At 73.9% G+C, this 10954-nt stretch carries 9 protein-coding genes and 1 pseudogene; 6 read left to right on the forward strand and 4 right to left on the reverse strand.

The genetic code is table 11. From position 1 onward, the window contains the following. Positions 1 to 88 precede the first annotated feature (88 nt). A complete protein-coding gene (locus tag ABT116_RS34120; protein WP_351641830.1) occupies positions 89 to 1459 on the reverse strand; it encodes an MFS transporter in 1371 nt (456 codons plus the stop codon). A gap of 56 nt (positions 1460 to 1515) precedes the next feature. Then, a pseudogene (locus tag ABT116_RS34125) lies at positions 1516 to 2394 on the reverse strand (ATP-grasp domain-containing protein). Between the two features lie 162 nt (positions 2395 to 2556). Between ABT116_RS34125 and ABT116_RS34130 the strand changes: the two are divergent. The 4 genes from ABT116_RS34130 (at position 2557) to ABT116_RS34145 (ending at position 8017) form a co-directional block, all read left to right on the forward strand. Next, positions 2557 to 3651 carry a MerR family transcriptional regulator gene (locus tag ABT116_RS34130; protein WP_351641832.1) on the forward strand — a complete coding sequence of 365 codons (1095 nt, stop codon included), beginning with the start codon at positions 2557 to 2559 and terminating at the stop codon, positions 3649 to 3651. Positions 3652 to 3852: 201 nt separating this feature from the next. Further along, positions 3853 to 5298, forward strand: coding sequence for an acyl-CoA synthetase (locus ABT116_RS34135; RefSeq protein ID WP_351641835.1), 1446 nt, complete (start codon positions 3853 to 3855; stop codon positions 5296 to 5298). Continuing rightward, complete coding sequence (locus ABT116_RS34140) at positions 5291 to 6631, forward strand: carboxyl transferase domain-containing protein (RefSeq protein ID WP_351641837.1); 1341 nt, start codon at positions 5291 to 5293, stop codon at positions 6629 to 6631. Before ABT116_RS34135 ends, ABT116_RS34140 begins: the two co-directional genes overlap by 8 nt. 348 nt (positions 6632 to 6979) lie before the next feature. Further along, complete coding sequence (locus tag ABT116_RS34145; RefSeq protein ID WP_351641839.1) at positions 6980 to 8017, forward strand: rod shape-determining protein; 1038 nt, start codon at positions 6980 to 6982, stop codon at positions 8015 to 8017. A 171-nt stretch (positions 8018 to 8188) separates the two neighbouring features. Here ABT116_RS34145 and ABT116_RS34150 read toward each other — a convergent pair whose 3' ends face one another. Together ABT116_RS34150 and ABT116_RS34155 are read right to left on the reverse strand one after the other, a co-directional pair. After that, entirely contained in the window at positions 8189 to 9142 is a 954-nt protein-coding gene (locus tag ABT116_RS34150) for an anti-sigma factor RsbA family regulatory protein (protein ID WP_351641841.1), read from the reverse strand. Next, positions 9139 to 9486 (reverse strand): STAS domain-containing protein, encoded by a 348-nt coding sequence (locus tag ABT116_RS34155; protein ID WP_351641845.1) that lies wholly within the window; start codon positions 9484 to 9486, stop codon positions 9139 to 9141. Before ABT116_RS34155 ends, ABT116_RS34150 begins: the two co-directional genes overlap by 4 nt. 183 nt (positions 9487 to 9669) lie before the next feature. Here ABT116_RS34155 and ABT116_RS34160 point away from each other — a divergent pair, with 183 nt between their 5' ends. Both ABT116_RS34160 and ABT116_RS34165 read left to right on the forward strand, forming a co-directional pair. After that, complete coding sequence (locus tag ABT116_RS34160; RefSeq protein ID WP_351641847.1) at positions 9670 to 10395, forward strand: ANTAR domain-containing response regulator; 726 nt, start codon at positions 9670 to 9672, stop codon at positions 10393 to 10395. Then, the coding region (locus ABT116_RS34165; protein WP_502983985.1) for an IS21 family transposase at positions 10368 to 10954 on the forward strand (587 nt) is incomplete at its 3' end. The genes ABT116_RS34160 and ABT116_RS34165, both read left to right, overlap by 28 nt.

Below are 10954 nucleotides of genomic sequence, written 5' to 3' on the forward strand. Positions count from 1 at the left end.
AGTCGACGCGGAGCGTCGGTGACCGACGACAACGCCGCAGATGCGCGTGCCAGGCCCCGCGTCTGTGGGCTGATCCAAACGACAGGCCCTAGGCCGGGTCCGCGCGGTGGGTCCTCGCCGGTACGCAGCGCCAGGCGAGGACCGCCGCCGTCACATAGGCCAGGGCTCCGATGCCCATGCTTGTCCGGATCCCGGCCCCGTAGTTCGCGGCCGAGGCGAGCAGGCTGCCGCCGAGCGCGACGCCGGTGGCGCTGCCGACCTGGCGGGTGGTGTTGAACAGGGCGGAGGCGGCTCCCGAGTAGGCCGGGGGCGCGGCGCCCATGACGGTGGCGGTCGAGCCGGTGAGGGCGAAGGACGTGCCGAAGCCGGCCGCCATCATCGGGAGCACCAGGAGCCCGTAGGCGGGGTCGGAGCCCGCCGCGGCCCAGCCGGCCAGCCCCAGCGCGGCCAGGAGCATGCCCGAGACGACCAGGGGGCGGTCGCCGGTACGACGGGACAGCCGGCCGGACAGGACCGAGGCGAACATGGTCATCGCCACCGCCGGGAACAGCGCGAGACCGGTGCCGAGGGCGCTGTAGCCGCGCTGGTGCTGGAACTCCAGGCTGGCGGTGAACACCATGCCGTAGAAGCCGAAGTTGAACAGCAGGCCGATGACGGCCCCGCCGCTCATGGTGCGTGAGCGCAGCAGGCCCAGCGGAAGGGCCGGGGACCGGGCCAGCCGCTCGCGCAGGGCGAAGGCCGCGGCGGCCAGGACGGCCAGACCGAGCCCGGCGAGGACGGCCGGGTCGGACCAGCCGCGCCGCCCGGCCTCGTTGAGGGCCGCGGTCAGCAGGGCCACCGCGGCGACGACCGCGACCTGCGCCGGCCAGTCCAGGGCCCGGTCGGCGCGCCGGGGGGAGCGGGCCACGTGCCGCAGGGTCAGCGCCAGGCAGGCCGCGCCGACGGGCAGGTTGATGAGGAACACCCAGCGCCAGCCCACCGTGGAGACGAGCAGCCCGCCCAGCAGCGGCCCGGCCGAGGCCGCGATGCCCGCCATCGAACCCCACAGCCCGAAGGCCCGCGAGCGGGCGTCCGGCCGCTGATACGACTGCTGGAGCAGGGCCAGCGACCCCGGCACGATCAGCGCCGCACCGAGCCCCTCCACCAGTCTGGCCACCACCAGGAAGGACGCACCGGGCGCGAGCGCGCAGGCCGCCGAGGACGCGGTGAACACCGCCACGCCCCAGCAGAAGACCCGCCGGTTGCCCAGCCGGTCCCCCAGCGCCCCGCCCGTCAGCAGGAACCCGGCGAAGACCAGCGTGTACCCGTCGGTGATCCACTGGATGCCGGTGAGCGAGGCCGACAGCTCCCGCCCGATCACCGGCACGGCGACGTTGATGACCGTCACGTCCAGGATCACCATGAAGTACCCGGCGCACACCGCCAGCAGCGGTGCCCAGGACTGTCGCTCGGAGGGCATGGCCCTACCAGTACACCAAAAGCCACATCAGGGGACGTACGCCCCGCGCACCGTGCTCAGCCGGCGGCGGCCAGCACCGCCTGCACGACCCTCGGCAGAGAGCCCGGGTGCAGATCCAGGAACAGGTTCGGCTCGATCAGCTCCAGCTCCATCACGCACGGCTCGCCGTCCGGCCCGGTGACGAGGTCCACGCGCGCGTACAGCAGCTCCGCGTCCCCGGGTACGGCGGCCAGCGCCCGCTCGGCGACGGCCAGTTCGGCCACGGTCGGCTCCCAGGGGCGGAGGTCGGGGTGGGCGACCTTGTCGGCGTCGTACGGCGTGCCCGGCGCGAGCACGGCGCCCTTGACGCCGGCGTGCAGCAGGCGCCCGCCGAAGAACTGCAGGGCCCGCTCGCCGTGCGTGTCGATACCGCTCAGGTAGGGCTGCACCATGACGGTGAACCCCTCGGCGTGCATGCGCTCGATCTGCCGTACGGCGGCCTCCCGTTCCCCGGCCGGATAGCGGGCGGCGTACCGGGCACCGGCCCCGGAGGCGGGCTTCACGACGTACTCGCGGTCGGCGGGCAGGGCGACGGGGTCGCCGGGCGCGAAGTACCGGGTGGGCACGGCGGGCACTCCGGCCTCGGCGAGCTGCCCGAGGTAGCGCTTGTCGGCGTTCCACTTCACGACACCGACCGGGTTGGCCAGCCGGGTCGCCTTCGCGCACCGCTCGGCCCACGCCGTGAACTCCCCGGCGCGTCAGCTGTAGTCCCACGTGGAGCGGAGGAGGGCGAGATCGAAGGCGGACCAGTCCGTGCCCGGGTCGTCCCAGGGGACGGCCACGGCATCGGCCCCGGCTTCCCGCAGCGCGTCCACCAGCACCGGCAGGTCCCGGTCCTTGTGCTGCTCGCCGCGGGGGTCGTAGGTGACGACGGCGATGCGCGGGGTGCCGGCCACGGCGACTCCCTCCTCGTACGGACGATCGACTCGATGTCCGTCGCAGGCTAACAATCCCGCCCGGAACCGCGACACCCCATTTGACCTTCACCTTCGGTGAAGCCCCAGCATCGGTGGCGGAACGGACGAGCACGCAGGACGCGAGGACCGCGAGGGGGACGTATGGCCATGATCACGATCGGCGCGTTCGCGAAGGCGAGCCGGCTCTCGCCGAAGGCACTGCGCCTGTACGACGAGCTGGACCTGCTGCGGCCCGCCCGCGTGGACCCGGACACCGGATACCGGTACTACGCGGCCGCACAGCTGGAGCAGGCCCGGCTGGTGGCGTGGCTGCGGCGGCTGGGCATGCCGCTGGCCGAGATCCGCCGGGTGTGCCTCCTGCACGACCGCGATCCGTCGGCCGCCGCCCGCGAGATCCGCGCCTACTGGGCGCGCATCGAGGCGGAGACGGCGGTCCGGCGCGACCTCGCCGCGTTCCTGGTCGATCACCTGACGACGGGCCCGGACGGGCCCGGGAAGGACACCGCCATGCTGGAACTGCGCTACTCCGCCCACTCGGACACCGGCCGCGTGCGCCCCGCCAACCAGGACACCGCCTACGCGGGCACCCGGCTGCTCGCCGTGGCCGACGGCTTCGGACCGGCGGGCGCACCCGCGAGCAGTGCCGCCGTGGAGGCGCTGCGCTTCCTGGACACCGACGAGGTCCCCGCCGGTGGTGTCCTCGACATCCTGGAGGACGCGGTACGGGGCGCCGAACAGGCCGTGCGGGACGTCGCCGGCGGCTCCGACGACATCGGCACGACCCTGACGGCCCTGCTGTGGACGGGCTCGCGGCTGGCGCTGGTGCACATCGGCGACTCCCGCGCCTATCTGCTGCGCGACGGTGAACTGTTCCGCATCACCCACGACCACACGATGGTCCAGTCGATGGTCGACGAGGGCCGGCTGACGCCCGAGGAGGCGGCCTCGCACCCCGAGCGGGCCCTGCTCCTGAAGGCCCTGACCGGAGGCGGGTCCAGCGCGGCCCCGGACCTCCGCCTGCACGACACCCGCCCCGGCGACCGCTACCTGCTGTGCTCCGACGGCCTGTCGGGCGTCGTCCCCGACACCCGCGTCCGGCAGCTCCTCGCCTCGCCGGCCTCCCCCGACGAGACGGTCAGGGCCCTGGTCGAGGCGGCGAACGCGGCGGGCGGCCCGGACAACGTCAGTTGTGTGGTGGCGGACGTGGTGGAGGCCGCGGTCGGCGCGGGCGCCTAGGCCGTGTGCCCACTCTCGCGCACTCGTCCTCGCCGCCGCACCGGACGTCGACCGCGCACGTTTCTTCCGGCGGCCGATGGTGTACGGAGGAATCGTGGTCGCGGTCGTCCCGGCGGCGGCCTGACTGGTGATGGTCGTGCCCGGCTGGGGACAGCCGGGCCGGCACCCGTGAACAGGCGAACAGCTGAGGAGATGTGACGCGTGACCTCCCTTTTCCCCGCCCTGACCGGCGGCCCTGCCGACAGGCCCGCCCTGCGCTTCGGCGAGCGCTCCCTGACCTACGGCGAGCTCGCCGCCGCGGCCGGCGCGACGGCGGAACGCGTCGGGGACGCGCGCCGGGTCGCCGTCTGGGCGACGCCCACGATGGAGACGGCCGTCGCCGTCGTCGCCGCGCTGCTGGCCGGAGTGCCCGCCGTGCCGCTCAACCCCAAGTCCGGTGAGAAGGAGCTCGGGCACATCCTGTCCGACAGTGCCCCCGACCTGGTGCTCACGGCGCCCGACGACCAACTCCCACCTCCTGTACGGGACCTGCCCCGCCTCGACGTCGACGTCCACGGCTCCGGCCCCACCCCGGAGGAGCACGCCGGCGAGAACGCCCCGGCCCTGATCGTCTACACCTCCGGCACCACCGGCCCGCCCAAGGGCGCCGTCCTCCCTCGCCGGGCCCTCGCGAGCACCCTGGACGCCCTGGCGGACGCCTGGCAGTGGACCGGCGACGACGTGCTCGTCCACGGACTGCCGCTGTTCCATGTGCACGGCCTGGTCCTGGGCACCCTCGGCCCGCTCCGGCGCGGCGGGTCGGTGTGCCACCTGGGCCGCTTCACCACCCAGGGCGTCGCCCGCGAGCTGAACGCCGGCGCGACCATGCTGTTCGGCGTGCCGACGATGTACCACCGCGTCGCGGAGGCCGTGACGAGCGACCCGGAACTGGTGAAGGCACTGACCGGGGCGCGGCTGCTGGTCTCCGGTTCCGCCGCGCTGCCGGTGCACGACCACGGCCGGATCGCGACCGCGACCGGACGGCGGGTGATCGAGCGCTACGGCATGACGGAGACGCTGATGAACACCAGCGTCCGCGCCGACGGCGAGGCCCGCCCGGGCACGGTCGGCGTACCCCTGCCGGGTGTGGAGCTGCGGCTGGTCGAGGAGGACGGCTCGGAGGTCACCGCGTACGACGGGGAGACGGTGGGCGAGATCCAGGTGCGCGGACCCAACCTGTTCACCGAGTACCTCAACCGCCCCGACGCCACCGCCGCCGCATTCACCGCCGACGGCTTCTTCCGCACCGGCGACATGGCGGTGCGCGATCCCGACGGCTACGTCCGGATCGTCGGCCGCAAGGCCACCGATCTGATCAAGAGCGGCGGTTACAAGATCGGGGCGGGCGAGATCGAGAACGCGCTCCTGGAACACCCCGGGGTGCGGGAGGCGGCCGTCACCGGGGAGCCGGACGCAGACCTGGGCGAGCGGATCGTGGCGTGGATCGTGCCGGCGGATCCCCAAGCACCGCCCGCGCTGGAGGAGTTGGCGGAGCACGTGGCGCGGCGGCTCGCGCCGCACAAGCGGCCCCGGGTGGTACGCCATCTCGACGCGCTGCCCCGCAACGACATGGGGAAGATCATGAAGCGGGCGCTGGCCCATGGCTGAGCTCCGCTCCGCCCGCGCGGTCGTCACCGCCCTCGCCGACGACGCCACCTTCGCCGAACTCCCCGCCCCGCCGGGTAACTCCAGGCCCGACGGCCCGCTCGCCTGGCCGGGCTACGACGCCTCCCGCGCCCGTGCCGCCGAGCGCACCGGCGAGCAGGAGTCCGTGGTCTGCGGCACCGCCCGCGTGGACGGCACCCGGGCCGTGCTGATCGCGTTCGAGTTCGGCTTCCTCGGCGGCTCCCTGGGCGAGCGCACCGGCGACCGGCTGGAGGCGGCGTACGCGTACGCCCGTGAACGCCGCTTCCCGGTGGTGCCGCTGGTGGCGACGGGCGGCAGCCGCATGCAGGAGGGCATGCTCGCGCTGACCCAGCTCCAGCGGGTGGCCCGCCAGTCGGCGCTCACGCGGGAGGCCTCCCTCGCGCAGGTCGCGATCCTGCGCGACCCGACGACCGGGGGCGGCTGGGCCACCCTGGGTGCGGGCGCCGACGTGACGCTCGCGCTGCCCGGCGCCCAGGTGGGATTCGCCGGCTCCCGGGTGCGGCCGGCGGACGCGGACCCGGCGGCGTACACGGCGGAGGCACAGGTCGCGGCGGGCGCGGCGGACGCGGTCGTACGACCGGAGGAGCTGCGCGAGACGCTGGGGCGGTGGCTGCGGCTGCTGACGTGCCCGTCCACCACGCCCGCCCCGACGCCCGAACCGCTCGGCGGGTCCTCGGTCCTGCCCACCACGGGCTGGGACGCCGTGCGCCGCGCCCGTTCGCCCCGACGGCCGCGGGCCGCCGCCTACCTGGACGCCTACTTCACCGACCGGGTCGCGATCAGCGGCGACCGCTGCTGCGGCACGGACCCGGACGGCATGCTGTGCGGCTTCGGCACGCACGAGGGCCGTACGGTCGCGTACGCCGCGCAGACCGGGACCGCGACCCGCCCCGCCGGCTATCGCACCGCCGCCCGGCTGGTCCGCCTCGCCGACCGGCTCGGCATCCCGGTGCTGACGCTGGTGGACACCCCGGGCGCGGCCAACGACGCGGAGGCGGAGCGGCAGGGCGTGGGCGCGGCGATCGCCGACCTGTTCGGGGTGGTCGCGGGCGCCCGCACCCCGGTGACCACGCTGGTGATCGGCGAGGGCGGCTCCGGCGGCGCGCTGGCCCTGGCGGCCCCCGGCAACACCTGGGCCACCCCCGACAGCTACTTCTCCGTGATCGCGCCGGAACTCGCGGCGGCCATCCTCAAACGGCCCCCTCGGGAGGTGGAGTCGACGGCTGACCAGCTGCGCATCCGGCCGCAGGACCTGGTGGAACTGGGAGTGATCCGGGGGACCGTCGGAGGGTGAGAACGGCGCAAGCCCGCGTTCCGTGACGGCGTTGGCGCACCCGGACCTGAAGGGCCGACACCGCCCGGGCCGGAGGGGGCCGCTCCTTCGGGGCGCCCGGTGCCGACGTTCCGTGGTGAGGCCGAGCTCGCCGACCGGCGGCTGCGGGCGGGCAGGATGCGACGACAGTGACGTCCCCCGCCCCTCGAACCCCCCGTTCGGCGGCGCCCCGCCCGGCCCCCCAGGAAAGGCGGCCCGGTCCCCTCCCGCGCACGATGCGAAGGAGGGCCCGCCACCCGGCGGACCCACGTCTGCGAGGCCCGCCACCCGGGCGGCCCCCCACGGTCTGTGCTCTCGGGAGGACCTGCCATGACCACCAGTCTGGAGCAGTTGCGCCGCTGCCACTTCGCCGTCGACCTGGGGGCGGCCCGCACACGCGTCTACGTCAAGGGTGCGGGTCTCGTCGTCGACCAGCCGTCCGCCGCCGCCGTGAACACCCGCACCGGCGCGCTGATCGCGGTCGGTGAGCTCGCCGAGAAGATGACGGGCCGCACCCCGCACTACATCCGGGTGGTCCGGCCGGTCTCCGGCGGCACCGTCGTCGACATCGAGATGGCGCAGCGCATGCTGCGGCACCTGCTCGGCGACAAGATGCGCCGCGCTCTGCGGCGCAAGCCGATCCTGCGGGCCGCGGCCTGCACCCCGCACGACGCCGACCCGCTGGCCCAGCGCGCCGCGATCGAGACGCTCGTCGGGCTGGGGGCGCGCCGGGTGGAACTGGTCGACACGCTCATCGCGGCGGCCGTCGGCTGCGGGCTGCCCGTGGAGCAGCCCGAGGCCACGATGATCATGGTGTGCGGGGCGGCGGCCACGCAGGTGGCCGTGCTGTCCCTCGGCTCGATCGTGACCGCCGAGCGGATCCCGGTGGGCGGCGAGGCCGTCGACCACGCGATCGTGCAGCACCTGCGTCACGAGCACGAGCTGATGCTGCCGAGCCAGTCGGTACGGCCGTTGCAGCTGGCCCTGTCCGGCAACGGCCTCACCGCGCAGGGCCCGGCCTCCACGGAGATCCACGGCCGGGACGTCGCCACGGGCCTGGCCCGCTCCGTCCAGGTCGACACCGCGGCCGTCCGGGTGGCCATCCAGACGCCGCTCACCGCGATCCTCGACGGCATCGGCAAGGTGCTGCGGGACTGCCCGCCCGACCTGGTCGCCGACCTGGCCGACCGGGGGATCATGATGGTCGGCGGCAGCGCCCTGCTGCCGGGCCTGGACCAGATGCTGCGGCAGGCCACCGGCATGCCGGTGCACATCGCCGAGCGCCCGGACGTGTGCGCCGTGCAGGGACTCGGCGCGATGCTGGAGGGCAGGATCGCGCCGCTGGCGCTGGACCCGCTGGGTACCTGAACGCCGGTCGCCGACGCGGAGTACCTGAACGCCGGTCGCCGAGTATCTGAACGCCGACCGCCGACCGCCGACCGCCGAGTACCTGAACGCCGACGCCGAGCGCCTGAACGCCGGTCGCCGACACCGAGTGCCGGAACGCCGACGCCGGTCACCCGAGCGCCGGCCGCCGGGTCAGCGGGCGAACCAGCAGCGCACGGTCGTCCCGCTGTCGCCCCGGTGCACCCGCACCAGGTCGGCGATCAGGTTGACCAGCAGGACCCCGCGCCCGCCGCGCTGGTCGCGCGGCACGGGGCGGCGTCCGGCCAGGACGTCCGTGAGGTGCCCGTCGTCCTGGACCTCGCACACCACGTACCCGTCCTCGGACCACACCCGCAGCACGCCCGAACCGCCGCCGTGCACGACGCTGTTGGTGGTGAGCTCGGCCGTGGCGAGGGCCAGGTCGTCGAGCTTCACACCGACGAGGCCGAGCCGCGCGCCCTCCCCGACGGCCAGGTGCCGGGCGTGGGAGAGGGAGTCGGAGTCGAAGGCGAACATCAGCGCCTCCGGCACGGGCGGCAGCGCCTCGTTGTAGCGGGCGACCACGTCCTCGGGGGCGTACGCCGCGCTGTCCTGCTCCGCCCGGGAGCCGGGGTGGATGACGGTGGGGTGGGTGGCGTACGCGTCGGTCACCATGTGCTCGGGCAGCCGCACCACGTCGTACGGGCACAGGATCGTCGCGGCCCGGCCCTGGAAGGCGGCGTTGATCAGCGCCTCGTGCTGGGCGCAGGCCGGGTACTCGGCGTCGGAACGGCCCGCCCAGACGGGCTCGCCGATGATCCGTACCCGGCGGCCGGCGGGCTGGGCGTCGGCGAAGGCGCGCAGCACGCCCGGGATGATGCGGCCGGGGTTGCGTCCGGCCTCGCGCATGTCCAGCAGCCGCACGGCCTCGGCGGCGTCCCCCAGCGCGTCCCTGATCAGGGCGAGGTTCTTGCCGGGCACGGCGACGGCGACCGGCTCGCCGGCGTCCAGGCCGTCGCGCACGAAGGGCAGGGTGCCGTCGAGGTACTCCTGCTCGTCCCGGTAGAAGAGCGCGGGGTGGGCGAAGGGGTCGAGGGGTCCGAAGGGCTCGGTGACAGCGGTGGTCATGACGTCGACACCTCGATCCCCGTCTGTCCGGGCCACAGCAGGTCCAGGGTCCGCCGCAGGGCCGCCGGCGGCCGGCGCACCACGAACCGCCGGCCGTCCCGGAGCTGCCCGGCGGCGGCCGCGAGCGCACCGGCACCCGCGACGTCGACGAACGTCACGTCGGACAGCTCCAGGTAGTACACGTCCTCACCTTCGCGAACAGCCTCTTCCAGTACGCCTTCCCAGATCGCACGCGTCGTCAGGACGACCTCCCCCGCCGCCCGGACACCCTGCTGCCCGGCCAGCGGGAACACCGCCAGGCCCGGCACGGGGCCGGCCGCCGAGAGCTGATGCCGAGTCTCCAAGGCCCTCTCCCCACGTTTCCGACCACAGCGCTCGTACCCGTACGGCAGGAGCTCATTCCCCGGAAAGGAGTGTAGTAAGCCGTACGGCGGGCAGGCGCAGCTCACACCGACGTCACGGGGGCGAGAGACGTCGTGCAGTCCGGCGAGACGAACACGACCGACGAGGACCGACAAGGCGGTGACATGACCTCAGCGGCATCACCACATCTCACGGGAGGGCTGGACACCCTGGTCATCCGTGGCCGCGTCGACGCGGACCGCGCCGAGCTCACCCCGCGGGGTGAGCTCGTCCACGGTTGCGCGGACATCCTGGCGAGAACCCTGGCCGACCTGCCGGCCACCGTCACGCGGGTGGACCTGGACATGGGGGGCGTGCACTTCATGGACACGGCGGGTCTGCAGTTCCTGGACATGCTGGCCGACCACGGCCGGCAGCGGGCGCTGACGGTGACGGCGACGAACTGGAACGGCCAGCCGCGCCGGATCCTGGAGCTGGCGGGCCTGGACACGACCGACCCGCTGACCGGCCTGGACACCAGCGGCCCGGCCCCCGCCGCGGCACCGGCCGTCCGCACCGTCTCCGCGGTCGCCCTGGAACGCGCGGAGTGCCTGCACGTCCTCCAGGAGGAGGTCGAGCAGCTGCGCCAGGCGATCGCCTCCCGCCCCGTCATCGACCAGGCGCGGGGCATCCTCATGGCCACGCACGGCTGCGCGTCCGACGAGGCGTGGCACATCCTGCGGGAGACGTCCCAGCTGTCGAACACGAAGCTGCGGGACGTCGCGGCGGCGGTGACGGCGAGCGCGGAGGCGGACGGCCCGGCGCCGCCTGCCGAGCTGCGCACGGCGCTGCAGCGGGCCGTGGCGAGCATCGAAGCGAAAGGTTGCCGATCAAGGCAATCGCTCGCCTGATGGGAGTTTCCCGCAACACCGTCCGCTCGGCGTTAGCCGCCGACGGACCACCGAAATATCAACGCGCCAAATCTGGTTCGATCGTCGACGTCGTCGAACCCCGCATTCGGGAGTTGCTCCACGAGTTCCCGACGATGCCCGCAACGGTGATCGCCGAACGCATCGGCTGGGACCGCTCAATCCGAACCCTGAGCACAAGGGTCGCCGAATTTCGACCGGTCTATCTGCCGCCGGACCCGGCTTCACGAACCACGTATCTTCCCGGCGAGATCGCTCAGTGCGACTTCTGGTTCCCTCCGATCACTCTGCCGATCGATCACGGCCATGTTCGGACCGCGACGAAACTACCGGTCTTGACGATGACCTGCGGATATTCGCGCTGGTTCTCTGCCTTGTTGATTCCCACCCGCGGCGCCGAAGACCTGTTCGCCGGCTGGTGGCACCTGATCGTCGGGCTCGGCGCAGTGCCCCGAGTACTTGTCTGGGACGGCGAAGGTGCCATCGGCCGATGGCGGCACCGCAAGGTGGAACTAACGCAGGACTGCCAGGGATTTCGCGG

It is taken from the genome of Streptomyces sp. NPDC002130 (assembly GCF_040296465.1).
Taxonomy (GTDB): domain Bacteria; phylum Actinomycetota; class Actinomycetes; order Streptomycetales; family Streptomycetaceae; genus Streptomyces.

Coding starts and splice junctions, on each gene's coding strand:
- ABT116_RS34120 (WP_351641830.1), bottom strand. CDS start 1,459: ATGCCCTCCGAGCGACAGTCCTGGGCACCGCTGCTGGCGGTGTGCGCC.
- ABT116_RS34130 (WP_351641832.1), top strand. CDS start 2,557: ATGGCCATGATCACGATCGGCGCGTTCGCGAAGGCGAGCCGGCTCTCG.
- ABT116_RS34140 (WP_351641837.1), top strand. CDS start 5,291: ATGGCTGAGCTCCGCTCCGCCCGCGCGGTCGTCACCGCCCTCGCCGAC.
- ABT116_RS34145 (WP_351641839.1), top strand. CDS start 6,980: ATGACCACCAGTCTGGAGCAGTTGCGCCGCTGCCACTTCGCCGTCGAC.
- ABT116_RS34150 (WP_351641841.1), bottom strand. CDS start 9,142: ATGACCACCGCTGTCACCGAGCCCTTCGGACCCCTCGACCCCTTCGCC.
- ABT116_RS34160 (WP_351641847.1), top strand. CDS start 9,670: ATGACCTCAGCGGCATCACCACATCTCACGGGAGGGCTGGACACCCTG.